Annotated in this window: 27 protein-coding genes and 1 tRNA gene; 12 read left to right on the forward strand and 16 right to left on the reverse strand. The window is 35.9% G+C overall.

The annotated features are described in order from the left end of the window. Positions 1-21: 21 nt before the first annotated feature. The 6 genes from NSQ40_RS25875 to NSQ40_RS25900 all read right to left on the reverse strand — a co-directional run bounded on the left by NSQ40_RS25875 (position 22) and on the right by NSQ40_RS25900 (position 5,629). Positions 22-1,206, reverse strand: a complete 1,185-nt coding sequence (locus NSQ40_RS25875; RefSeq protein WP_003201934.1) for a phosphoglycerate kinase — start codon at positions 1,204-1,206, stop codon at positions 22-24. Positions 1,207-1,342: 136 nt separating this feature from the next. Then, the gene (locus NSQ40_RS25880) at positions 1,343-2,347 is read right to left on the reverse strand and encodes an ArsJ-associated glyceraldehyde-3-phosphate dehydrogenase (RefSeq protein ID WP_003201932.1); all 1,005 of its coding nucleotides are present in this window, start codon (positions 2,345-2,347) and stop codon (positions 1,343-1,345) included. Positions 2,348-2,373: 26 nt separating this feature from the next. Next, a complete protein-coding gene (gene cggR, locus NSQ40_RS25885; RefSeq protein ID WP_033796552.1) occupies positions 2,374-3,402 on the reverse strand; it encodes a gapA transcriptional regulator CggR in 1,029 nt (342 codons plus the stop codon). A 135-nt stretch (positions 3,403-3,537) separates the two neighbouring features. Continuing rightward, positions 3,538-3,783, reverse strand: coding sequence for a glutaredoxin family protein (locus NSQ40_RS25890; RefSeq protein WP_018765089.1), 246 nt, complete (start codon positions 3,781-3,783; stop codon positions 3,538-3,540). A gap of 9 nt (positions 3,784-3,792) precedes the next feature. After that, on the reverse strand, positions 3,793-5,100 hold the full coding sequence (gene rpoN, locus NSQ40_RS25895; protein WP_018765090.1) for an RNA polymerase factor sigma-54: 1,308 nt from the start codon (positions 5,098-5,100) through the stop codon (positions 3,793-3,795). A 453-nt stretch (positions 5,101-5,553) separates the two neighbouring features. Further along, positions 5,554-5,629 (reverse strand) — tRNA-Arg (locus NSQ40_RS25900). Positions 5,630-5,811: 182 nt separating this feature from the next. Here NSQ40_RS25900 and NSQ40_RS25905 point away from each other — a divergent pair. The 8 genes from NSQ40_RS25905 to clpP all read left to right on the forward strand — a co-directional run bounded on the left by NSQ40_RS25905 (position 5,812) and on the right by clpP (position 10,443). Beyond that, positions 5,812-6,018: a DUF1657 domain-containing protein gene (locus tag NSQ40_RS25905; protein ID WP_003201925.1), complete on the forward strand. Its 207-nt coding sequence runs from the start codon at positions 5,812-5,814 to the stop codon at positions 6,016-6,018. Between the two features lie 115 nt (positions 6,019-6,133). Next, a complete protein-coding gene (locus NSQ40_RS25910; protein WP_018765091.1) occupies positions 6,134-6,622 on the forward strand; it encodes a YhcN/YlaJ family sporulation lipoprotein in 489 nt (162 codons plus the stop codon). A 34-nt stretch (positions 6,623-6,656) separates the two neighbouring features. Then, positions 6,657-7,133 carry a stage V sporulation protein AC gene (spoVAC, locus tag NSQ40_RS25915; protein WP_003201921.1) on the forward strand — a complete coding sequence of 159 codons (477 nt, stop codon included), beginning with the start codon at positions 6,657-6,659 and terminating at the stop codon, positions 7,131-7,133. Continuing rightward, complete coding sequence (spoVAD, locus tag NSQ40_RS25920) at positions 7,134-8,150, forward strand: stage V sporulation protein AD (protein WP_003201920.1); 1,017 nt, start codon at positions 7,134-7,136, stop codon at positions 8,148-8,150. Next, entirely contained in the window at positions 8,147-8,497 is a 351-nt protein-coding gene (gene spoVAE / locus NSQ40_RS25925; protein WP_016112492.1) for a stage V sporulation protein AE, read from the forward strand. Before spoVAD ends, spoVAE begins: the two co-directional genes overlap by 4 nt. Positions 8,498-8,508: 11 nt before the next feature. Beyond that, positions 8,509-8,715, forward strand: coding sequence for a DUF1657 domain-containing protein (locus NSQ40_RS25930; protein ID WP_003201916.1), 207 nt, complete (start codon positions 8,509-8,511; stop codon positions 8,713-8,715). 20 nt (positions 8,716-8,735) lie between these two features. After that, the gene (locus NSQ40_RS25935; protein WP_003201914.1) at positions 8,736-9,611 is read left to right on the forward strand and encodes a DUF421 domain-containing protein; all 876 of its coding nucleotides are present in this window, start codon (positions 8,736-8,738) and stop codon (positions 9,609-9,611) included. 250 nt (positions 9,612-9,861) lie between these two features. Further along, positions 9,862-10,443 carry an ATP-dependent Clp endopeptidase proteolytic subunit ClpP gene (gene clpP / locus NSQ40_RS25940; protein WP_001049163.1) on the forward strand — a complete coding sequence of 194 codons (582 nt, stop codon included), beginning with the start codon at positions 9,862-9,864 and terminating at the stop codon, positions 10,441-10,443. Between the two features lie 203 nt (positions 10,444-10,646). On the opposite strand, the gene NSQ40_RS25945 is transcribed toward clpP, so the two are convergent. From NSQ40_RS25945 to NSQ40_RS25970, 6 genes are all read right to left on the reverse strand, one after another. Beyond that, positions 10,647-11,357 (reverse strand): Crp/Fnr family transcriptional regulator, encoded by a 711-nt coding sequence (locus tag NSQ40_RS25945; protein ID WP_003201913.1) that lies wholly within the window; start codon positions 11,355-11,357, stop codon positions 10,647-10,649. A gap of 220 nt (positions 11,358-11,577) precedes the next feature. Next, on the reverse strand, positions 11,578-11,742 hold the full coding sequence (rd, locus tag NSQ40_RS25950; RefSeq protein WP_003201911.1) for a rubredoxin: 165 nt from the start codon (positions 11,740-11,742) through the stop codon (positions 11,578-11,580). Between the two features lie 26 nt (positions 11,743-11,768). Then, the gene (locus NSQ40_RS25955) at positions 11,769-12,989 is read right to left on the reverse strand and encodes an NAD(P)/FAD-dependent oxidoreductase (RefSeq protein ID WP_003201909.1); all 1,221 of its coding nucleotides are present in this window, start codon (positions 12,987-12,989) and stop codon (positions 11,769-11,771) included. 21 nt (positions 12,990-13,010) lie between these two features. Continuing rightward, the gene (locus tag NSQ40_RS25960) at positions 13,011-14,246 is read right to left on the reverse strand and encodes an FprA family A-type flavoprotein (RefSeq protein ID WP_003201908.1); all 1,236 of its coding nucleotides are present in this window, start codon (positions 14,244-14,246) and stop codon (positions 13,011-13,013) included. A 163-nt stretch (positions 14,247-14,409) separates the two neighbouring features. Next, positions 14,410-15,117, reverse strand: a complete 708-nt coding sequence (locus NSQ40_RS25965) for a class I SAM-dependent methyltransferase (protein WP_003201907.1) — start codon at positions 15,115-15,117, stop codon at positions 14,410-14,412. A gap of 164 nt (positions 15,118-15,281) precedes the next feature. Next, positions 15,282-16,004, reverse strand: a complete 723-nt coding sequence (locus NSQ40_RS25970; RefSeq protein WP_033796550.1) for a YwiC-like family protein — start codon at positions 16,002-16,004, stop codon at positions 15,282-15,284. Positions 16,005-16,354: 350 nt separating this feature from the next. Between NSQ40_RS25970 and ric the strand changes: the two genes are divergently transcribed. From ric to NSQ40_RS25990, 4 genes are all read left to right on the forward strand, one after another. Then, complete coding sequence (gene ric / locus NSQ40_RS25975) at positions 16,355-17,062, forward strand: iron-sulfur cluster repair di-iron protein (RefSeq protein ID WP_003209082.1); 708 nt, start codon at positions 16,355-16,357, stop codon at positions 17,060-17,062. A 279-nt stretch (positions 17,063-17,341) separates the two neighbouring features. Continuing rightward, positions 17,342-18,028, forward strand: a complete 687-nt coding sequence (locus tag NSQ40_RS25980) for a Crp/Fnr family transcriptional regulator (RefSeq protein WP_003201900.1) — start codon at positions 17,342-17,344, stop codon at positions 18,026-18,028. A 326-nt stretch (positions 18,029-18,354) separates the two neighbouring features. Continuing rightward, a complete protein-coding gene (locus NSQ40_RS25985; RefSeq protein ID WP_003201898.1) occupies positions 18,355-18,582 on the forward strand; it encodes a DUF1858 domain-containing protein in 228 nt (75 codons plus the stop codon). Positions 18,583-18,594: 12 nt separating this feature from the next. Further along, on the forward strand, positions 18,595-19,824 hold the full coding sequence (locus tag NSQ40_RS25990; protein WP_003201896.1) for a DUF438 domain-containing protein: 1,230 nt from the start codon (positions 18,595-18,597) through the stop codon (positions 19,822-19,824). 93 nt (positions 19,825-19,917) lie between these two features. On the opposite strand, the gene NSQ40_RS25995 is transcribed toward NSQ40_RS25990, so the two are convergent. The 4 genes from NSQ40_RS25995 to rapZ all read right to left on the reverse strand — a co-directional run bounded on the left by NSQ40_RS25995 (position 19,918) and on the right by rapZ (position 23,075). Then, on the reverse strand, positions 19,918-20,175 hold the full coding sequence (locus NSQ40_RS25995) for an HPr family phosphocarrier protein (protein ID WP_003201894.1): 258 nt from the start codon (positions 20,173-20,175) through the stop codon (positions 19,918-19,920). A 23-nt stretch (positions 20,176-20,198) separates the two neighbouring features. Next, the gene (whiA, locus tag NSQ40_RS26000; protein WP_003201892.1) at positions 20,199-21,149 is read right to left on the reverse strand and encodes a DNA-binding protein WhiA; all 951 of its coding nucleotides are present in this window, start codon (positions 21,147-21,149) and stop codon (positions 20,199-20,201) included. A gap of 87 nt (positions 21,150-21,236) precedes the next feature. Next, entirely contained in the window at positions 21,237-22,190 is a 954-nt protein-coding gene (locus tag NSQ40_RS26005) for a gluconeogenesis factor YvcK family protein (protein ID WP_003201891.1), read from the reverse strand. 3 nt (positions 22,191-22,193) lie between these two features. Continuing rightward, positions 22,194-23,075, reverse strand: a complete 882-nt coding sequence (gene rapZ / locus NSQ40_RS26010) for an RNase adapter RapZ (protein WP_003201889.1) — start codon at positions 23,073-23,075, stop codon at positions 22,194-22,196. Between the last annotated feature and the right edge of the window lie 18 nt (positions 23,076-23,093).

Below are 23,093 nucleotides of genomic sequence, written 5' to 3' on the forward strand. Positions count from 1 at the left end.
TCCTTTTTCTTTGGCTGCTACTTATTTGTCGTTAAGACAAACTACACCTGGAAGTTCTTTACCTTCCATAAATTCTAATGACGCACCGCCGCCAGTAGAAATGTGGCTCATTTTGTCAGCCATACCGAATTTTTCAACAGCTGCTGCAGAGTCACCACCGCCGATAACAGAGTATGTACCTTCTGCATCTGCTAATGCTTGTCCTACTGCTTTTGTACCTTCTGCAAATGGAGTCATTTCAAATACACCCATTGGTCCGTTCCATACAACAAGCTTAGAGTTTTTAATTACATCGGCATAAATTTCACTTGTTTTCGGTCCGATATCCACGCCTTCCCAAGTTTCAGGAATTGCATCGATACCTACAACTTTTGTTGTTGCAGTTTCAGAGAACTCTTCTGTAATTACAACATCAACTGGCATATAGAAGTTTACGCCCTTTTCTTTTGCAAGTTCCATAAACTCTTTTGCTAAGTCAATTTTGTCATTTTCACATAGAGATTGTCCGATTTCATGTCCTAATGCTTTTACGAATGTGTAAGCAAGGCCACCACCGATAATTAGGTTATCTACTTTGTCTAATAGATGACGAATTACACCGATTTTATCTTTTACTTTCGCACCACCGATAATTGCTGTAAATGGGCGTTCTGGGTTAGAAAGTGCTTTACCTAATACTTCTAACTCTTTTTCCATTAGGAAACCAGATACTGCTGGTAGGTAGTCTGCAATACCTGCAGTAGAAGCATGAGCACGGTGAGCTGCACCGAATGCATCGTTAACGAATAGATCAGCAAGAGCTGCAAATTCTTTCGCTAGTTCTGCATCGTTCTTTTCTTCGCCCGCATAGAAACGTACGTTTTCAAGAACTAATACGTCGCCTTCGTTCATTGCTGCAACCATTTCTTGCACAGCTGGTCCGAATGCTTCGTTTGCTTTTTTCACGTCTTTACCAAGAAGCTCACCTAAACGTGCTGCTACTGGAGTAAGACGCATTTCTTCTACTACTTGTCCTTTTGGACGACCTAAATGGCTTGCTAAAATTACTTTCGCACCTTGCTCTACTAAATATTGAATTGTAGGAAGAGCTGCACGAATACGAGTCTCGTCTGTAATTTTGCCCTCTTTCATAGGTACGTTGAAGTCAACGCGGCAAAATACTCGTTTACCCTTTAAATCTACGTCACGAATTGATTTTTTGTTCATTGGATTTCCCTCCGACTAGTTAGGATTGACAAAACCCATTCAAAAGCTTATCACATTTGCTTCTAAAACGAAAGAAGAGAGAGAGGGAACAAACCCTCTCCCTCGTTTTGTCATTGAGAACTTATAAACTTAAGAATTAAAGACCTTTAGAAGCGATGTAATCTACTAAGTCAACTACGCGGTTAGAGTAACCAGTTTCGTTGTCGTACCAAGAAAGAACTTTAATCATGTTGCCTTCCATAGTCATTGTAGATAATGCATCGATTGTAGAAGAGTTTGTGCATCCGTTATAGTCGATAGATACTAATGGCTCTTCGCTGTATCCAAGGATACCTTTTAATTCGCCTTCAGCAGCTGCTTTGAATGCTGCATTTACTTCTTCAACTGTTACTTCTTTGTCAAGTTCAACAACTAAGTCAACAAGAGAAACGTTAGCAGTTGGAACACGTACTGCGCCACCGTTTAATTTACCTTTAAGTTCTGGTAATACTAATGCTACCGCTTTAGCTGCACCAGTTGTAGTTGGGATCATGCTCATTGCTGCTGCACGTGCACGACGTAAGTCTTTATGTGGTAAGTCTAAGATTTGTTGGTCGTTAGTGTAAGAGTGAATTGTTGTCATCATTCCACGTTTGATACCGAACTTCTCGTTAAGAACTTTAGCGAATGGCGCTAAGCAGTTTGTAGTACAAGAAGCGTTAGAGATTACATGGTGTTGAGATGCATCGTATGCTTCGTGGTTAACACCCATAACAACAGTGATATCTTCGTCAGAAGCTGGTGCAGAGATGATAACTTTTTTAACTGATCCACCTAAGTGTTTTTCAGCGTCTGCTTTTTTAGTGAAGCGTCCAGTAGATTCTACTACTACTTCTACTCCGTAGTCGCTCCATGGTAATTGTGCTGGGTCACGCTCAGCGATAACTTTGATTTCTTTACCGTTAACAACGATGCTGTCGCCGTTAGCAGATACTTCTGCGTTTACTGTTCCGTGAACAGAGTCATATTTTAAAAGGTGAGCTAAAGTGTTAGCGTCTGTTAAGTCGTTGATTGCTACTACTTCCACGTTAGGGTTGTTAAGAGCTGCGCGGAATACCACACGTCCGATACGTCCAAATCCATTAATACCAATTTTAGTCATTTGAATTTCCTCCTTGGGGGATTATATTAAAGGGTAATACCCTTTGTTAATTGTTTCGCTGCACCTTCATCTGTAATTAGAATCGAAGTGTGCCCTTGTTTAATTACAGCCTGTATTGCTTTTGCTTTTGAAGATCCTCCAGCAACCGCAACAACGTGAGATACGTGTTGTAAATCTTTCAGTTGCATACCTACTGTTTGTACTTTATGAACGACATTACCTTGTTCATTGAAGTAATAACCGAAGGCCTCGCCGACTGCTTCACTTGCTTTAATTTTCATCCAATCTGCTTCTGAAGTATTTCTGCGCCGTGCCATTGTTAACGCATCACCAATTCCATGAATGACGATATTGGAAGATCGAATCAACTCAAGAACTTCTTTCACGGAAGGCTCTGTCACAATAGACGCATATGCTTCGCCACTTACATGGTCTGGAACATACAATAAGCGATAATTACTCATCGTATTTTGTGCCATCTTCGCACAAATGGTATTGGCCTCTAATTCGACACCTTCTCCAATTCCACCACGCGCTGGGACAAATAGCATATGTAAATCTTTGCAATCAAGTTGCATCATGTCCGCAGCAGCAGCTAACGTTGTTCCTCCAGCCACAGCAACGATATTATTCGCTGTCAGACGGTCTTTTATACAAGTCACACAAGCACGGCCCATCTCCAGTTTGACCCAAGGTGATTCATCACTATCACCAGGGACAACGAAAACTTCATCCAAGTCTAATGTTTCCTTAAGTTGTTTTTCTAAAACCTTTAACCCGGAAATTTCTTTCATAAAGTCTTCCAAAGCAAGAACCACAGTTGTTCCTTCTTCTGTTAAAGTCATTCCAGAAGAGGCGACGTGAACTAAGTTTTGTTCTTTCAAAACTTGTACTTCACTTCGCAATACTCGTTCTGTCATACCAAGACTTGCAGATAAATTTCTTCTGCCAATCGGCTGCATGAGACGAATGTGCTGAAGAATTTGCATTCTCGTTTGCATAACAGGTAGCAGATCAGGTAATAATTTTTTTGTATTTTGAATCCATGAGCGCATATCTTTTCTCCTCACTGCATCGGTTCATTTTCCCTCGTGGTCGCTTTGTGTCCCGTAGTGACATTTTACGTCCCACTAGGTTTAAAAAAATAATCCCTGCTACGTTTATTATTGTAACAGGAGATAGAAACTTATTCAACTCTTAACTGCATTCTTTATATAGTTTATTATGACATCTTTGTGAATGACACCGCATTCCGCCTGTTTTCCGTCAATTTCCACAACAGGAATCATAATTTGATACTTTTCTAAAAGCTCATCATCTTCATATATATCTATTTCCTCGATTTCAAAAGAATATTCATGTTGCACTTCTTTCAACAGCTGTTTTGCCTTCTCACAAAGGCCACAATCCGTTTTCGTATATAAAACAACCTTCATCTTCTTCACCTATCCAATTGTTTTTCGAAGAGAAGAAGCAGGAATATTCATTTGTTCTCGATATTTCGCAACCGTTCTTCTTGAAATAACGATTTCATGCTCTTCTTCTAACAATTTTGAAATTTTTTGATCTGAAAGTGGTTTTTTCTTGTTTTCTTTTTCTACAAGCGCTTGCATCAATTGTTTAACACGCTTTGTAGAAACAGCTTCATCTTCTGTTGTAACCACTGCGTTACTAAAAAATGACTTCATTTCAAACAATCCGTGCGGCGTTTGTACATATTTATTACGGGTAGCACGGCTAATTGTAGATTCATGTACACTTAGTTCTTCAGCTACTTCTTTTAAGGAGAGTGGTTTTAAGTACTCTGGCCCCTGCCAAAAGAAATCACGTTGTTTCTTCATAATGATTTCCATCACTTGCAAAAGCGTTTGTTTCCGTTGCTTTAAACTGCGCATAATCCACTGCACATGCTGATATTTCTCAGATACATAAGAAGCAACCTCACTTTCACTATTATGAAGAAGTGCACTATACTCTGAATGAATTTCAATCCTTGGCATGTTACGTTCATTCATTTGTAAAACGAGACGATCACCGTCTTTTTTAACAGCCATATCAGGAACAATATAAAGCGGTTTTTCAGAGCTAAACGCAAGCCCTGGTTTTGGCTGAAGCGATGTAATACAATCAACAGCTGATTGTAATTCTTCATTATTACATTTCATAACATGGATAAGTTTCCGCCAATCTTTCTTAACAAAATACACGAAATGTTCATCCACAATCATTTCTGCCAGCTCATCCCGTTTTTGTAAGCGCTTCAATTGAAGTGATAGACACTCCTGAATATTACGCGCTCCCACCCCTGCTGGCTCTAATGACTGGACAAGCTCCATAGAACAGTCCACTACATCAATATGTGCTGCAAGTAGTTCTGCTAATTCTTCATTGGTTTCTTGTAAATAACCATTCTCATCCATGTTCATAATGATGAAAGAAGCTGCTTTTCGCTGCTCTTCATCTATTTTATAATACTGTATTTGATCTAATAAGTGTTGCTGAATCGTTGTCGAATCCACACTGTAAATTTCCATTTGATTATTAACTTGTTTGCTTGTACTTTTACTTTTGCTTGAGCTCTTTTTCTTCTCCCTCTCAAAGCCACCTAACTCAATAAGGGGATTCTCTAACGATTGCTCATACAAAAACTCCGATAATTCCTGCACATTATATTGGAGCATTGTAATCGCTTGTCTTAACTCTTGTGTCATGGCCAAACGTAAGCTTTGTTCTTGTAAAAGACTTGCCTTCAATCTAATCTCCCCCTTGTTTCTATTGTACAATAAGTTTCCTAAAAGGAGAATCCTGCGCAGATACCCATTCCAAATATTATTAATTTATATGTATTAATGAAATTTACATCTTACAACTGAAAAATGGATAATATTGAAAGAAAACAATAAAAAATATATATAAATACAAGTTGAAGAACTGACATAAAACCTTTCTTTTGGGATGGAAGAGATAATCCGATCATACGTAGAAGCGGTCAGTTCCTTTTTTAGCCCCTTGCCAAGCGAACACAAAAGGAGAAAATGCGTGGAGACCTCCTTTTCTATTCATAGCCCCGGCTTATAGGCTTGAAAATCAAAATGAATATATAGAACAATTTTATTACCATGTACTAATAGTAAATCTTATGAATAGATATAACAAGAAGGAAATAAAAAAGTCCTAACCTACAAATGTAAGTTAAGACTTTTTGACGCGCCCAGAGGGATTCGAACCCCCGGCAGACGTGGTACCGGAAACCACCGCTCTATCCGACTGAGCTATGGGCGCATAAACGATATATTGGTAATTATATCTTCTTATGTCAATGTACGCAACTACTATCATATAAAAAAGCTCTCCTCACTATTTCTTCAAAAACAAATCGTCAATCCTAAATTTGGTAATTATATTTTTGGGGCTACTCACAAATTATAATCATTGAATTCATATTCTTAAGGAGGCTTCATTCAATGACTGTAATTACAAAATTAAAACAAACTGTTTCTGGATTAAAAAGTGCGCAAGCAAGCTTAGAGGGGTTCGCTCTTGATACGGACAACCAACAAGCAAAACAACTTTTCCAAACAGCTGCACAACAAACACAATCTATTATTGATTCTTTAAACCCACGTGTTGATGAAGTTCAGCAAGAAGAGCCTCAATACGGACAACAATAAGTGAAAGTACTATACCATCTCATGGCACTCACTTTTTGAGAAACAGAAAAAGGATGATTCCATATCATCCTTTTTCACTCAGATTACATAAAGCAATAGAAATGGAATGATCGTAATGCGAAAACTTGGAATCATAACCGCGTTATTCGTACTACTACTCAGCTCATTTACCGGCTGTGGTAGTAGTCCATTAGATAAAAAAGTAAAAAAAGAAGAAGCGAAACGAACAGAGGAAAAGAATGGTCCAAAGTTAACGAAGATGAGTACAGAATCCTTTAATCAGTCTATCTCTCAAGAAGCAAAGAAGAAAGTACTTGCTATGGAGGAAATAATAAAAGCCACAGCCGTTAACTCCAACTTAGATCTTTACATAGCTGTCAAACCAGAGCATCACGAAAGATTCGGTTTAAAACCTCTGCGCACCAAAATCAAAAAACAATTGAGCGATGAGTATCCTACTTTCAATATTCAAGTAAGTACAGATCGAAAAATTTTCATGCTATTAGATAACCTGGAGAACAAAATTAAGAAAAAAGAAGTAAACAAGGATCAGATCAAAAAGCAATTAAAACTCATTCAATCAGAAGTGAAATCCGATACGTAATTGTACGTTTTCTAAAAGAAAAGGAAGGATCCAAATGTCCAGTAAAGACAAAAATTTAACACCTGTACAACAGGAATATAAAAAATTTGCACAACAGCGCGAACCGAAACGGCCTGTTTTAAAAAATTGTATAAAAGCTTTTTTTGTTGGCGGTCTTATCTGTTTTATCGGCCAACTCATCTCTACCTTTTATATCACCTATTTCGATTTCACTGAAAGATCTGCAGGAAACCCAACAGTAGCGACACTCATTTTCATCTCTATGTTGCTAACTGGATTCGGTGTGTATGACCGTCTTGGACAATTTGCTGGCGCTGGTACAGCCGTACCGGTTACTGGTTTTGGCAATTCTGTTATCGCCGCATGCATCGAACACCGAACGGAAGGCTTTGTCCTTGGGGTAGGTGGCAACATGTTTAAATTAGCAGGATCCGTTATTTTATTTGGTGTATTTTCTGCTTTCGTAATCGCTCTTATTAAAACCATTCTTGTTCAATGGGGAGGCTTGTAAATGTTACAAGGACACCGAACATGGGTATTTGAAAATAAACCAGTTATCATCTCAACAGGTGTAGTCGGTGGGCCATTTGAAGCAAAAGGAAAAATCCCTGAAGACTTTGATACTCTTCATGAAGATTTATGGCTCGGACAAGATTCTTATGAAAAGGCGCATAAAATTTTATTTGAAGAAGCTTGTAGCCGTGCAACGGAAAAAGCAAGACTTCGTAAAGAAGATATTCAATTTGTACTCGCCGGAGACTTAATTAACCAAATTACACCTTCAAGCTTTGCTTGTCGTACACTTGGCACTCCTTATCTTGGATTATTTGGTGCTTGCTCTACTTCTATGGAAGGCCTTGCTCTCGGTGCAAGCATTGTAAATGCAAAAGGTGCAAAATATTTATTAACAGGTTCATCAAGTCATAATACAGCCGTGGAAAAACAATTCCGCTATCCAACTGAATACGGCGGTCAAAAACCACCTACCGCTCAATGGACCGTAACTGGTGCTGGTGCTGCGCTTTTAAGTAGTACAGGAGATGGACCGCGTGTGACATCCGCAACAATTGGACGGATTGTTGATATGGGCTTAACTGACCCCTTTAACATGGGAGGCGCGATGGCTCCAGCTGCTGTCGATACAATCGAAGCACATTTACGCGATATGCAAATTGATGCATCTCACTATGATTTAATCGTAACGGGCGACCTAGGTCATGTCGGACGTGAAATTTCCTATGATTTACTGCATAAGCACGGAACAAAAGTAAAGAGCGAGCAATTTCAAGATTGTGGATTGCTCATTTATCGGGAAGGCCAACCCGTATTAGCTGGTGGAAGCGGGGCAGGTTGTTCAGCAACAGTCGTATACGGACATTTATTAAACCGAATGAAGAAGGGTGAGTTCAAAAGGATGCTTGTCGTAGCGACCGGCGCTTTATTGTCTCCTCTTACATTTCAACAAGAAGAAACCATTCCGTGCATCGCCCATGCCGTATCGATTGAATTTGGAGGTGTAGAGCAATGATATTTTTCTGGGCTTTTGTCATCGGTGGACTCATCTGCGTAATCGGGCAGCTTATGTTTGATGTCGGTAAGCTCACGCCCGCTCACACAATGGCAACACTCGTTGTTGCTGGTGCTATATTAGATGGATTTAATTTATATGAACCACTAATCGATTTTGCCGGAGCTGGGGCAACCGTTCCGATTACAAGTTTCGGAAACGCCCTTGTTCATGGAGCAATGGCAGAAGCGGCAAAGCACGGGATTGTCGGCGTTATAACAGGTATGTTTAAAGTAACAAGTGCTGGTATCTCCGCAGCCATTATATTCGGATTTATCGGCGCATTACTATTTAAACCAAAAGGATAAGAGGTGTTCCCATGACCGTTGTTGCTAGTGTAAAAACATGCCTCGCTAGTTTAAAAGGTGCACAAGCAAGTTTAAGTACCCTTTCACAAGACGCGGCTGACGAAGAAGCAAAACGCGTTTTCCATGAATGTATGTTAGAAATGGATAGTGTTATCGCTGATTTAAAGAACAGAATTTCGATGTTAGAACGGGAAGAACCACAATATAAAGGATTTTAGGCAAACTGGAGGGAATTTATATGCCTCACATTCACATACCAGAATGGCCACTTGTCATTATACGTTCTTTATGTATCTTGATTATTTTATTCGCTATCACAAAATGGCTTGGAAAAAGACAAATCTCTCAGCTTTCTTTTTTCGAATACATAGCCGGTATGACAATTGGTGATATCGCTGCTGAAGTATCGACTGGGCTAGAACAAAACTTTTTCCACGGTGTTTCCAGTATACTTGTTTTTGCGATCGTACCTTTTTTCGCTGGACTTGCTTCTTTAAAAAACAAAACAGTAAGAGACTTCTTTGAGGGAAAATCTACTGTTTTTATAAAAGATGGAAAAGTACTCGAAGATAATTTGAAAAAGGAAAAATATACAAGCGATGAATTACTCGAACTCCTTCGTAAAAAAGATGTATTCAACATAGCTGATGTTGAATTTGCTGTATTAGAGCCAAATGGCGAATTAAACGTCTTATTGAAAAAGGATAGACAACCACTAACCGCAAAAGACATCGGACTAAAAGTGCCGAACGAAAAGGAAACACATACAGTAATTATGGATGGCAATGTACTAGATGAACCACTTTCAGCTAGCGGTCATAATCGCGCTTGGCTTCACATGGAGTTAGAGAAGATTGGAGTTGTAATAGAAAATGTCTTTCTTGGACAAGTCGACTCTTACGGACAACTTACTGTCGACATCTATAATGACAAAATCCAAATGCCTTCGCCTCAAAATAAGCCATTGCTATTAGCTTCTTTAAAAAAATGTCATGCTGATCTTGAATTATTTTCTTTAGAAACAAAATCGAAATCAGCAAGTCAAATGTATAGCAAAAATGCAAAACAAATCGAACATGTTTTAAATAAAGTAACCTACCTCTTAAAAGAATAGGAAACAAAAGGACGCTTCTACGAAAAAGGCGTTCTTTTGTTTTTTGCGAATACTATACTTCTCCTATTACGTTTAAATTTATATAATTCGGTTATGATGTTGAAGATACATAAGCAGGGAATTCCAAAAACATAGCGAATAAATCATGATACAACTACATATTTTTTTGATTTAAAGTGGTTTCGTTTGACCTTTATTGACCATAATTGTATTATAAGACTAAGAAAGCTTTCAAAGGAGGAAATAACAGATGAATTTAATTCCTACAGTAATTGAACAAACAAATCGTGGAGAACGCGCTTACGATATTTACTCTCGACTATTAAAAGACCGCATCATTATGCTTGGTAGCGCAATTGATGACAACGTAGCAAACTCAATCGTTTCCCAGCTTTTATTCTTGGAATCTCAGGATCCAGAAAAAGATATTCACATCTACATCAACAGTCCTGGCGGTTCTATCACAGCAGGTATGGCAATTTACGATACAATGCAGTTTATTAAACCACAAGTATCAACAATTTGTATCGGTATGGCAGCATCTATGGGTGCTTTCCTACTTGCAGCAGGTGAAAAAGGAAAACGTTATGCACTTCCAAACAGTGAAGTAATGATTCACCAACCACTTGGCGGAGCACAAGGTCAAGCGACTGAAATCGAAATCGCTGCAAAACGTATCCTATTCTTACGTGAAAAATTAAACCAAATTCTTGCTGATCGCACAGGTCAACCATTAGAAGTTCTACAACGCGACACAGACCGCGACAACTTCATGACAGCAGAAAGAGCACTAGAATACGGCTTAATCGATAAAATCTTTACAAATCGTTAATATACTTAAAAGCGGAAACGGCTCGTTTAGAAAGGTCGCTTCACAAAAAAAGCTATCGCATATGCGATAGCTTTTTTCTTATAAAGTAGTGGCTAATTCTACGAAAGAACAGATTAAGAGCAATATGTTTCCAAAAGTAGAAAGGAATTCAATATTATGTGTAGTCTTCATAACATTGCTTTTAGTTTAATATCCCTACCCATTTACTCGATATATTCTCTAAAAGCTAACTTATTTTCAACTATAATCTGCTTATTTCCAATTGACGTCATAAATCCTAACTCTTCAAATTTACTTAATTTACGACTAATTGTTTCTCTTGTCATTCCTATATAGTTTGCCATTTCTTCTCGTGTCAATGGTAAGTTTATAAGTATTCCTTTATCAGTATCTTTACCATACGTTTCACAAAATTCTAGAATTATATAGGCGATTCTAACTTCCGGATCATTTGTTGCCAGATTGTGTGCTAAATTCTCCGTATGTGCTAACCGTTGTGTAACGGTTTTTAACAATTTTAATGCAATACCTGGATTCCGCTCCATAATACTATCCATATCAGCTTTTGTTAACATACAAATTTTTGTATCTTCTATAGCATATGCACTGAAATTACTCTTCTCATCGCAATTAAATATATTCAATTCACAAAAACATTCACCACTTGTTAAAATATGCAAGATTTGCTCTTTTCCTTGAAGAGTTAATTTGGATAACTTTACTTGCCCCTGATTAATAATAAATAATGTATCTGACTTCTCTCCTTCATGAATTAATGGTTGCCCCTTTTTAAATTGCTTATGTTTTGTCATTGAAGCTATTTTTAAAATTTCTTCATCAGATAGGGACTGAAAAATAAGGACCTTTCTTGGACAAGGCTTCACTGTATTTTTACGATAACATTTTTCTTTCACATTACCTCACCTAACTTTAAATATATTATATAAAGTGAAACTTTAATCAGTAAGAATTTTCTTATCCCTTGCCTAATTTCTCTACTTTTGCTGAATTTTAATCGTATCTACATTATTATATCTTTTCTTAAAGTACCCACGTGTGACCCCAATCACATAAAAAACTCTTTCCTTATAAAAAATAACGAGAGATTAAATAATCTTCTCGTTACTTTTTTTGCTATTCTTCTACTGGCGCAAAATGCTCAGTATCTTCTCCACATACTGGACACACCCAATCTTCTGATAAATCTTCAAAACTTGTTCCTGGTTCTATATCTTCATCTGGATCTCCAATTTCTGGATCATAAATATAACCACATGGTAAACAAATATATTTTTTCATTATAATGCCCTCTTTCTATTACCATATTAAGATTGTAGTTTCTCTTTTACCTTGCTCATTATTTCACTTATATTCGTATTTTTCATATCAATCTCTTCCAATGATACTTGTTCTTCAATAGCGGATTTGTAAGGGATAGATGCAACTACTCCTTCTAATGAGATAACACCTACTATTTTATTATCTTTAATAAACAACCTTGTATATTTCTCTTTGCCATCCTCTTCAACAATCGTTGTATCACATTGTTTTTCATCAATACATCCAATTGAGAATAAAGATATATCAAACGCATTAAAGATTGTAACTGGAATTGCTTTCTTGTAAGTAGCAGAAATAGAAACCATGTTACTACCTGCAATTTTCCCTTGATCTATTGCTCGTCCCCATAGACCGTCAATTTCACCATTTACCTCCGCTACATCCCCAGCAGCATATACAGATTCCACATTCGTTTCCATCATCTCATTGACAACAATACCTCTATTTACGTGGATAGGAGTATGATTCACTAGTGAAATGTTAGGAGTGACTCCAATTGAATACACAACACTATCACAAGCAATTCGTTGATCACCATTTACTTTAATTCCAGTTACTTCTTCTCCTCCGAGAATAGAATCAATAGTTGTATTTAAATATACCTTTACTCCTGCACTTTCAATTTTTTGTTTTAATAAAAGAGACGTTTTCTCATCTAATTGTCTTCCCATTAATTTATCTGCAACTTCCACAATGGATACTTTTTTACCCGCGTTCACGATAGACCAAGCTGTTTCTAATCCTTGTACGCCTCCCCCAATGTTTACAACACTCTTTTTACCTTCTAAACATGTTTTAAAATCACCCGCGTCATGCATGTCTCTAATCGTAAAGACATTTTTTTTATTTATTCCATCTATTCGTAGCTTCTTATTATTTGCACCTGTACAGATTAACAGTTTGTAATAAGCAATTTTCTCATTATTCGCTGTAACAATATGTTGCTGCTCCGTATCAATTTTTACCACCTTTGTATTTGTAAAAATTGATATATTATTTTTTTGGTACCACTTCTCTTTTTTGATTAAAACTTTTTCGCTATGCAAATCTGTGTATAACTCTTTTGATAGTTTAATTCTGTTATAGGGTAAAGATGATTCTTCACCAAAAATGAATATATTTGAATCTTTATTATGGTCTCTAACTATTTTTGCAGCATTTACAGCAGCTACTCCGCTTCCGATAATAACAAAATTCTTTTCCATGTCTTCACCTACGTTTTTCTATTAAATAGAGCTTAATAATAAATCTGTAACAAATGTTGTTGCATGTTTGATTTGTTGTGTTTTTTCTTCACTCTTTGGAGAAAATCTTATGCGAATAGGGAATTCAACATGAGTCATACCTGTAGATTTAATAACATTTGATGTACTTTGGACTCTCATGTTTGTTTCATTTAGGTAATCTTGTACTACCTCGATTGCTTCACCACTCCAACCGTATGATCCGAATGCAGCTGCGATTTTCCCTTCTAAGTTCATTTCCTTCATTTCTATTAAAATTTCTTCTAAGTTTCCAATCATATCTGCATATTTAGTTGACGATCCGATGAAGACTGCATCTGCTTCTTGAATACTTCCTAGAATCTGAGCTTTATCCGATTTATCAGCATTAAATACTGTTACTTTAATATTATCTGCCTCGAATGTTTCTTTAATGATATTCGCGATTTTTTTCGTGTTGTTTTTAATAGTTGTATATACAATTGTTACTTTTTTACCTTGCGTTGTATCTTTACTCATTTCTGCATATAAATCGATATATTTTTGGACATCTTTTCGTAAAATGTACCCATGAGATGGAGCGATCATTTGTACATCTAAACCTTCTAATGCCTCTATTAACGTTCTAACATATCTTCTATGTGGATGAATGATCGCATTATAGTAGCCTATGAAATCTTCCGTAATATCTTCATTCACTTCATCGTTAAAGAATTCATAATTCGCTACATGTGTACTGAAAATATCACATGGGAATAAAATTTTATCCTCGATACAATACGTGATCATTGTTTCTTCTGTATGAAGATATGGGGTTTCTTTAAATTTCAACGTTTTTCCACCAATATCTAATGTATCTCCATCTTTGACGACTAAGAAATTTCTGTGATGCAATTTGTACATTTCCTGCAACTCAGGTACTGCAATTTCTGTGCATACAATTGTAGCCTTTGTAGCCTTTGAGGCTAATGCTGCCAAGCCACCTGAATGATCTGGCTCTGTATGATTTACTACGATATATTGAATTTCTTGTGGATCAATTAATTTACTTAAACATTCTACAAATTCTCTTCCAAACTCTAGATCAACTGTATCAATCACTGTTGGTTTTTCAGTTTTTAAAAGATACGCATTATAAGTTGTTCCTTTTGCTAAAATCAAACGATGAAACGGTACTTCCCTATCATCAATCTTTCCAACCCAATATATATCTTCTGTTAGCTTCACTTCTCTATCCATATTGTTTCACTGCCTTCCAAATGGTATCTGTTAACAACAACTGTATTATAAAAATTTTCCTAAGATAAAAAGATGACTGGAATCACATTTTGCAAAACTAAATAAAAAAACACCTTAGCGAATGGGAAAGGTCTCCTTCACTAAGGCATCTTGAATAACGTATTTATTTTGTAGCTACAAGCACTAATGCTGATTTATTAGGTAAATAAGCCTCTTTCTCAAAATTACCGAACGTTTCTATAGTCCGAAAACCAGATTCTTTTAACATAGGCAGTAATTCCTTTTTCGTAATAGGATATAACGAAATACTATTTGATAATTCTTTATCATCTACATTCAATGTTGCAGTAAATAATACTTTTTCTCCTTCTAGCGTATAATTACGCTTAAAGGAGAAATGTTTCTTCTCTAGTACTGGAAATTTGAAATTATTTTCATCTAATACTTTTTCATAATTTACAATTTGAATCATTAGTTTTCCGTTTACTTTTAATTTTTCATAAGATCCACAGATAAAATTAAAGATTTCTTTCGTATTATCTAAATGAACAAGTGTATTTCCAATACAATAAATACCATCAAATACTCCAGGCACATTTTTAATTTGTTGCATCCCAAATGTATTTACACTAAATATCCCTTCGTAAACTGCAGCCTTCTCTCGAATTTTTGCAGCCAGTGTCTCCTCTGGTTCCATTGCAGTAACAGCAAAACCCTTTTCAACTAGCGCTTGGGCTACATTACCTGTTCCTGCGCCCACATCCAGTATAGAGCTACCTTTTTGTAAATAAGAGACTATAAAATTTGTTTGTTTCTCATTTGCAGGAAAAAGTTCATCATAATATGGCGTTAACGTTTGATAGAAAGTCATTATTTATACAGTCCTTTCAGTATCTAGCATTCAAATCATAATCAATTACTACCCGTAAATAGCAGGATAATATATATGAAATGTAAAAAAGCTATTTGAATCAGTTTCCTTATCAAAATATTACTGAACCATCACAAATTTACTGTAATAATTACGAGAAATTATTACAGTAAGGCTTTGGCTAACAACATTACTGTAATAAAAAAGTAAATCGAATTTACAATCTCTAAAATACCCAATTTTAAAATTGAAATATTTCTACCATAAAATATTATGGATCGTACTAAACTTGGTATAAAGATAATGCTAAACCACGGTGATACAATTAAAGTAATAATCACGAGTAAAGAATGGTAACCCCACGAAACCAAACGATACGTTGGATTCTTTTTCTCACGAATCATCGACTTTACATAAAACGTACTTCCCATAAAATATAAAAATGATATCACTACAATTACACATGCTTTCTCATCAACTGTTTTCATTGTGAAATAATAACTAATTATTCCACCTATACAAAACAAAATAATAGCAAATATATCATTTAACAAAGCTCGTTCGTTTTTTTGACGTGAATAATAAATATTTATGAAAAAGCATGGAAGCATAACAATGGAGAACAATAAAATACGCCATTCATATATAAGAGCGACAATCGCGAACACACAGGCCACACTAAAATAAAGAAAGAAATAATATAGGTAATACTTCTTCCTTGGTTGCTTCACATACATTAGTAAAGGATACGTAGCTAAGTATACGAATAACCATGCAAAAAAAAGCGGAATATGGTACCACGTCCCTTTACCAATTAAAACGCCCAAAATAAATGGAATAAGTAACATTCCCCATGCTCCATGCTGCTTTGGAATAATTAACTTCATTCTTTCGACACTCTCCCCCAAAGTTTTGATCAATAATGTCATACGTGCTACATACAAAAATATTTCAAATGTTTTTATAATGCTTTGCTACTGAATCAAACAAAAGGATCGAGATCAATATTTATATAAAATAGATTCCCTATATCCTCTTTCATTAAAGATAAGCCATGTTCAAAAAGGATACTGTGAGTAAAATCACTGCATTATTTTTTCTTTGCAATTTTAAATTTATATAAAAATCACTAATGATAAAATTCACTCATTATAAGTGATTTATATCACCACATGAACGCTAAATTATCGATATTCTTAACCCAGATCAAACATTTAAACTTTATGGAGGTATTCATATGAAACATATTTTTACCGAAGATTCCGTTATTGGTGATATTGTTACACAATTTCCAAAGGCAAGTGACCTTTTCAAATCATATAGAATAGATTTTTGCTGTGGTGGTAATAGACCCATTATCGATGCTATTAATGAAAGAAATTTATCCTCAGAAGAAATTTTAACAAAGTTAAATACGCTCTATCATGAAACAAAACAATTAAACGAATCTGAAATTGATTGGAAAACAACTTCGTATAGTGAATTAATCGATTATATTGTGAATAAACATCATCGCTATTTGAATGAAGAATTACCGTTGTTAAGCCCCTACGTAACAAAAGTATTACGCGTTCATGGAGCAGGACAACCACATTTAGCTCAAATTCATAAGCTATTCCATGAATTAAAAACAGAATTAGAGCAACATTTAATTAAAGAAGAAACAGAAGATTTCCCTTTGATTTTAGCATTTGAACAAAATCCAACTGATGAAAATTATATGAAATTACGCAAAGTAGTAGATGAATTAGAAAATGAACACAACCACGCTGGTGATATTATTAAAGAACTTCGTAAAGTTACAAATGACTTTACTCCCCCAGTAGGCGCTTGTGGCACTTATCGTCTTGTCTATCAACGACTTGAAGCTCTTGAATCTGATTTATTCGAGCATATACATTTAGAAAATAACGTTTTATTTCCACGTGCAATTGCACAAGCTTAAATAAGAATAAAACAGGATAATTGAAAAGAGGAATAACGACCTCTTTTCAATTAATCCCGTTTTATCCCGCATTAACAGGCCGACATCTGCATTCATGAAAAGCGTATACCTCCATCTTCCTCTCTTATTTTTCACAAATCTTACAAGTTCCAATTTTGTTTTTGAAATTCATCTCACCTTCACCAAAAGTATGATTTTTATCACTGCTTCATTTTTCTATTTAGGATACATTAATAAGAAAAGCACTATCTTTTGGATGATGTTAGGAGTGATGAATACATGTCAGAAATAATAAAAAAACACTTACAGGGCGTTTCCCTCTTTAAAGAACTTTCAGAAGAAGAAATTCAACCCATTGTGGAAATTTCACGAATGCGAATGTATAAAGCAAAATCATTTGTATTTATGCAGGGTGATACACTTGACCGAGTATTTTTTATTCACTCTGGCAAAGTGAAAATTCAAAAAACAGATACATCTGGCAAAGAACAAATTGTTTCTATACTTCAAGATGGAGAAATGTTTCCTCACTCTGGCTTCTTTCGAAAAGGTTCATTTCCTGCTCATGCTGAAATTCTTGAAGATGCCCAATTAATTGTCATTCCTATCGTTGATTTTGAGATGATTTTAATTAAGTACCCTGAATTATGTATTAAATTATTTAGAGTTCTTGGAGAGAAAATCGTAGATCTTCAAAATAGATTAGAAGAACAAATTCTTCATGACACATATGCGAGAATTATTATGCTACTGCTACGCCTATGTAAGTCAAATGGTGTACAGATAGATGAAAAATATAAAATAACAACCCATTTTACGAACCGAGAGCTCGCCAACATGATTGGAACATCAAGAGAAACTATGAGCCGAACCATTACTTACTTAAGAAAAAATGAACTAATTGCTACGGATGGAGATGGTCATTTCCTTATCGATCTAAACAAGTTGGAAAATGAAATTATATAATCTGATCCCAAGCTGTCCTAAATCAATATTCTATTCGAAGTCATCACCCTTTTATTAGTGATACTCCCATCAGTGGAGGCCCTCCATCCTCCACTGATGGCGATCCTTCATGACAGCTTTTTACAAGACTGTGCACTCTGCTCTAACTTCCTTTTTCCCTTTAAATCTTAATATCGCAATGTTACTAATTGAGAATAGTAAGATAAAAGCAAAAGTGACAAACTTGTTAAAAAGAAAGAATGTGTGATTTGACTCACAATTCTATCCCTACCTTTATGTTACATTGTAATTGAAAATTACTATCATTTGTTTTCGAGGTGAGAATAATGACAAAGTTAATTGATTTTCATCAAACTGTTTATGATTTAACTACCCAATACCCTGAGATCATCCCTCTTTTAAAAGATCTTGGCTTTGAAAATATAACGAAACCTAATATGCTTCAAACAGCCGGCCGTATAATGACAATTCCAAACGGATGCCGAATGAAAGGAATTTCACTTGATACAGTAAAGGAAAGTTTTAAAAATAATGAATTTCACATTAACGAGTAGAGGAGAATTCTTATGAGCGAAATCATTAATAACAGGGAACAAGAAAGTATAAATAACTCTGAACGACAAACAGTCTTAAAGACTATTATTAAAGATCTTCATAACGGAAAAAATATTGAAGATGTAACAGCTCAGTTTCAAGAAGCGATCGGAAATATTACCGTAGCAGAAATTTCAAAGCTCGAACAGGCACTTATGGAAGAAGAAGGAATTCCAGTTGAAGAAGTCCAACGCTTATGCTCCGTTCATACAGCTGTTTTTAAAGGATCCATTGAAGAAATTCATCAATCTAATAAACAAGAAGAGCAACCAGGCCATCCCATTCATACATTTAAAATGGAAAACAAAGAAATCGATCTACTTGTGAATTTCAAACTTCAACTTCACTATGAACGTTTTGAAAAAGAAGATAGCGAAGAAAATATTTATAAACTAATAGAAGACTTAAATTTATTAATCGATGTTGATAAACATTATAGCCGGAAAGAAAATCTACTTTTCCCTTATCTAGAGAAATACGGCATTTATGGACCAACTCAAGTTATGTGGGGCGTTGATGACAGAATTCGTGCTGCTATTAAAGAAGCAAAACAAAAATTAGTAAATTATAATCAAGATAAAAAATCAGTCTTAGACAGCGTTTCCTTCGTCATCCATGACGTAACTGAAATGATTTTTAAAGAAGAAAATATTTTATTTCCGATGGCCCTTCAAACTCTTACAGAAGATGAATGGCTAAAAATCGCTCATGAAAGTGATGAAATTGGCTACTGCTTAACAAGTCCTACAAGTACATGGAAACCAGAAAGAAATATGATCAAAGAAGAAGCCCTATCCGAAGGCCTGATTCGTTTTGAAACAGGTATATTATCTTTAAAACAGTTAGAACTAATGTTAAATCACTTACCTGTTGATATTACATTCATTGATGAAAATGATGTTGTGCGTTACTTCTCTCATGGAAAAGAACGAATCTTTGCTCGTACGAAAGCTGTCATTGGTCGAACAGTGCAAAACTGTCATCCACCAAAAAGCGTTCATGTCGTTGAAAAGCTCTTAGAAGATTTCAAATCTGGAAAAAAAGATTGCGAAGATTTTTGGATTCAATTTCAAGATAAATATGTATATATTCGTTACTTCGCAGTGCGAAATGCAGATGGAAAATATATAGGAACTGTAGAATTCACACAAAACATTCAACCAATTCGTGAGCTCCAAGGAGAAAAACGGATTCTTTCATAATTTATATGAGAATGATAAAGTAAACTCATTGACGATTCAACACAACATATCGACCATTCACAGTAAAAAAGCTATCGCTACATGCGATAGCTTTTACTGTTTATTTTGCACATAAGCAGCCAACGCTTCTAAAGCAGCTTCTGCATCTGACCCTTCTGTTATAATCGTTACCTTACTGCCAGATCCAATCGCTAAGCTCATAATTCCCATTATGCTCTTCGCATTGACTGTTTTACCATCTTTCTCAATGAAAATATCAGCATGAAAACGATTCGCCTCTTGTACAAACAACGCAGCCGGACGTGCTTGCAAGCCGTTTTTTAATGCAACCTCAACCTGTTTTTGAACCATAGCTCCATTTCTCCCCTTTACCGTTATTTTTTTGCTACCGGTTCCCCCGCGCGTAATTTCTCTGCAATTTCATCGATTTTACGCAAGCGATGATTGATACCTGATTTACTGATTTTTCCCCCAGATACCATCTCGCCTAATTCTTTCAATGTTACATCTTGATAATTAATACGTAATTGTGCAATCTCGCGCAGTTTATCTGGCAAGACATCCAGTCCCACCGTCTCATCAATGTAACGAATATTTTCGATTTGCCTTAAAGCAGCACCAATTGTTTTATTTAAATTAGCTGTTTCGCAATTCACTAAACGATTGACCGAATTACGCATATCACGAACAATACGAATATCTTCAAATCTTAACAACGCATTATGTGCACCAATAATGTTTAAGAACTCCGTAATTTTCTCCGCTTCTTTTAAATACGTAATATACCCTTTACGCCTTTCCAACGTCTTACTATTTAAATCAAATCCGTTCATCAGTTCACATATAGAATCATTATGTTCCTTGTATAGCGAAAAGACCTCTAAATGATAAGATGATGTTTCTGGGTTATTTACTGAACCACCTGCTAAAAATGCACCTCTTAAATACGATCGTTTACAGCATTTCTTTTCAATCAATTCCTGTGAGATATTGCGAATAAATGAAAAGTCTTCTCTTACAATATGCAAATCTGCTAATATTTCACGTGATTTTTCAACAAGCCGAACGATATATACATTATTTTTCTTAAGTCGCATCTTTTTACGAACAAGTAATTCTACCGTTACGTCATATCCTTTTTTCAGCAATGTGTAAATTCTTCTGGCAATTGCTGCATTTTCTGTTTGAATATCAATCGAAAGACGACGGTTTGAAAAAGAAAGTGATCCGTTCATTCGAAGCAATGCTGATAACTCCGCTTTCTCACAGCACTCCTTCATCTCAAGCTTTGTCAGCTCTTTCTTTGTTTCTGATGCAAATGACACAGCCCCACCTCCTTATACGATATTTGGGAACAACAATTTTGTCCTATATGAATGAGTAGCGTTATCTCATAAAGAGATAACGCATGCTTATAACAACGAATATAAAATAGAAGCTAGTTTTAATGTATCATGTCTTACAACTTGATCATCATACTTTGCTAATTCATCTTGAATTAAACGAATCTTACTTTCAGCAAAACGATCTTCATCAACCACAACAGGTTCAGACAGCTCTTTTGCATACAGTTTACGTAATTCAGCAGGAATATCATGATTATTTACAATCGCTGTATCGATGAAAGGTGCTCCAAGATGATCATGCAAAGCTTGCACATGATCAAATGCTGTATACCCCATCGTTTCACCGGCTTGTGTCATGACATTACATACATATACCTTTTTCGCCTTTGCAGTAAGAACAGCGTCCCCGATTTTTTTCACGATTAAATTCGGTAAGATACTTGTATACAAACTACCAGGACCAAAAACAAGCAAATCAGCCCGCTGAATCTCCATCAATGTCTCAGACAGTGGTTCTACATCACCCGGTGTTAAAAACACACGATTAATCTTTTTCCCAAAATACGGGATTTTCGATTCGCCTGTTACAATTTGCCCATCTTCCAGTTCTGCATGAAGCACAACACTTTGGTTGGCCGCTGGTAAAACACGCCCTCTTACATTTAACACTTTACTCGTTTCTGTAATGGCATGGAAAAAGTCTCCTGTAATCGACGTCATCCCAGCTAGCAATAAATTACCTAATGCATGACCCGTTAAACCTTCTCCGGATGTAAAACGATGTTGAAATAAAGCTTCCACAAGCGGCTCTACATCTGATAACGCAACAAGTACGTTACGAATGTCGCCTGGTGGTGGAATTTCTAACTCATCACGCAATCTACCTGAACTGCCACCATCATCAGCTACTGTAACAACCGCTGTAATATCAACAGGATATTTCTTCAATCCTCTTAATAAAACAGATAGTCCAGTTCCTCCTCCCATGATGACAATTTTAGGTTTTCTCTCTTTTTTCATCCCCTAATGGCCCTTTCTCTTCTCCACATCACGATGAGATACATGAACGATATATTCTGGTTTCAAATGTTTTCCAAGGTATTCTGCAAGCGTAACAGAACGATGTTGCCCACCTGTACATCCAATTGCAATTACAAGTTGACTCTTACCTTCTCTTTTATAATGAGGAAGCATGAAAGTAATGAGATCCGTCAGCTTTTCTAAAAATTTATGTGTTTCATTAAATTTGAGCACATATGACGAAACTTCTTCATCCAGTCCTGTTAAAGGCTTCATCTGTGGAATATAATATGGATTTGGTAAAAAACGAACATCAAATACTAAATCAGCATCAATCGGAATACCGTACTTAAATCCAAATGACATCACATTTACACGAAACGCTTGCTCATTTTCTGTTGAAAACAGATGAACAATTTTCTCGCGCAATTCTTTCGGTTTTAACTCAGACGTATCGAGTACAATATTAGCTCTTGCCTTCATATCTGTTAATAAATCACGCTCTGCCTCAATCCCTTTTAACGGCAAACCAGTCGGCGCAAGCGGATGCGAACGTCTCGTTTCTTTGTAACGCGTTACAAGCGTGCTATCTTTCGCATCTAAAAATAAAATATGAGGAATGATCCAAGTGCGTTCTGATAAATCATCAAGCGCTCCCCATAAATGTTCAAAAAATTCGCGGCCACGCAAATCAATACCAAGTGCCACTTTATTCATTTTCCCTTTCGAGTCTGCCATAAGTTCAACAAACTTCGGCAATAACATCGGTGGTAAGTTATCTACACAAAAATATCCTAAATCTTCAAAACTTTGTAAGGCTACTGTTTTTCCTGCACCGGACATTCCTGTAATAATTACCATTTTAATATCATTATTCGCTGTCATTGTATCCCCTCCTTGACG

Origin of the sequence: Bacillus sp. FSL K6-6038, assembly GCF_038050455.1 — a bacterium.
GTDB lineage: Bacteria > Bacillota > Bacilli > Bacillales > Bacillaceae_G > Bacillus_A > Bacillus_A pseudomycoides.

Bases quoted from the DNA above. Each gene is read 5' to 3' on its own strand.
- NSQ40_RS25910 (WP_018765091.1), top strand. From the start codon at position 6,134: ATGCGAAAACTTGGAATCATAACCGCGTTATTCGTACTACTACTCAGC.
- NSQ40_RS25985 (WP_003201898.1), top strand. From the start codon at position 18,355: ATGACAAAGTTAATTGATTTTCATCAAACTGTTTATGATTTAACTACC.
- NSQ40_RS25990 (WP_003201896.1), top strand. From the start codon at position 18,595: ATGAGCGAAATCATTAATAACAGGGAACAAGAAAGTATAAATAACTCT.
- spoVAC (WP_003201921.1), top strand. From the start codon at position 6,657: ATGTCCAGTAAAGACAAAAATTTAACACCTGTACAACAGGAATATAAA.
- clpP (WP_001049163.1), top strand. From the start codon at position 9,862: ATGAATTTAATTCCTACAGTAATTGAACAAACAAATCGTGGAGAACGC.
- NSQ40_RS25890 (WP_018765089.1), bottom strand. From the start codon at position 3,783: ATGAAGGTTGTTTTATATACGAAAACGGATTGTGGCCTTTGTGAGAAG.
- ric (WP_003209082.1), top strand. From the start codon at position 16,355: ATGAAACATATTTTTACCGAAGATTCCGTTATTGGTGATATTGTTACA.
- cggR (WP_033796552.1), bottom strand. From the start codon at position 3,402: ATGCGCTCATGGATTCAAAATACAAAAAAATTATTACCTGATCTGCTA.
- NSQ40_RS25880 (WP_003201932.1), bottom strand. From the start codon at position 2,347: ATGACTAAAATTGGTATTAATGGATTTGGACGTATCGGACGTGTGGTA.
- NSQ40_RS25930 (WP_003201916.1), top strand. From the start codon at position 8,509: ATGACCGTTGTTGCTAGTGTAAAAACATGCCTCGCTAGTTTAAAAGGT.
- NSQ40_RS25960 (WP_003201908.1), bottom strand. From the start codon at position 14,246: ATGGATAGAGAAGTGAAGCTAACAGAAGATATATATTGGGTTGGAAAG.
- NSQ40_RS25935 (WP_003201914.1), top strand. From the start codon at position 8,736: ATGCCTCACATTCACATACCAGAATGGCCACTTGTCATTATACGTTCT.
- NSQ40_RS26005 (WP_003201891.1), bottom strand. From the start codon at position 22,190: ATGAAAAAAGAGAGAAAACCTAAAATTGTCATCATGGGAGGAGGAACT.
- NSQ40_RS25995 (WP_003201894.1), bottom strand. From the start codon at position 20,175: ATGGTTCAAAAACAGGTTGAGGTTGCATTAAAAAACGGCTTGCAAGCA.
- NSQ40_RS25965 (WP_003201907.1), bottom strand. From the start codon at position 15,117: ATGACTTTCTATCAAACGTTAACGCCATATTATGATGAACTTTTTCCT.
- NSQ40_RS25955 (WP_003201909.1), bottom strand. From the start codon at position 12,989: ATGGAAAAGAATTTTGTTATTATCGGAAGCGGAGTAGCTGCTGTAAAT.
- rapZ (WP_003201889.1), bottom strand. From the start codon at position 23,075: ATGACAGCGAATAATGATATTAAAATGGTAATTATTACAGGAATGTCC.
- NSQ40_RS25980 (WP_003201900.1), top strand. From the start codon at position 17,342: ATGTCAGAAATAATAAAAAAACACTTACAGGGCGTTTCCCTCTTTAAA.
- NSQ40_RS25905 (WP_003201925.1), top strand. From the start codon at position 5,812: ATGACTGTAATTACAAAATTAAAACAAACTGTTTCTGGATTAAAAAGT.
- spoVAD (WP_003201920.1), top strand. From the start codon at position 7,134: ATGTTACAAGGACACCGAACATGGGTATTTGAAAATAAACCAGTTATC.
- spoVAE (WP_016112492.1), top strand. From the start codon at position 8,147: ATGATATTTTTCTGGGCTTTTGTCATCGGTGGACTCATCTGCGTAATC.
- rd (WP_003201911.1), bottom strand. From the start codon at position 11,742: ATGAAAAAATATATTTGTTTACCATGTGGTTATATTTATGATCCAGAA.
- NSQ40_RS25970 (WP_033796550.1), bottom strand. From the start codon at position 16,004: ATGAAGTTAATTATTCCAAAGCAGCATGGAGCATGGGGAATGTTACTT.
- NSQ40_RS25875 (WP_003201934.1), bottom strand. From the start codon at position 1,206: ATGAACAAAAAATCAATTCGTGACGTAGATTTAAAGGGTAAACGAGTA.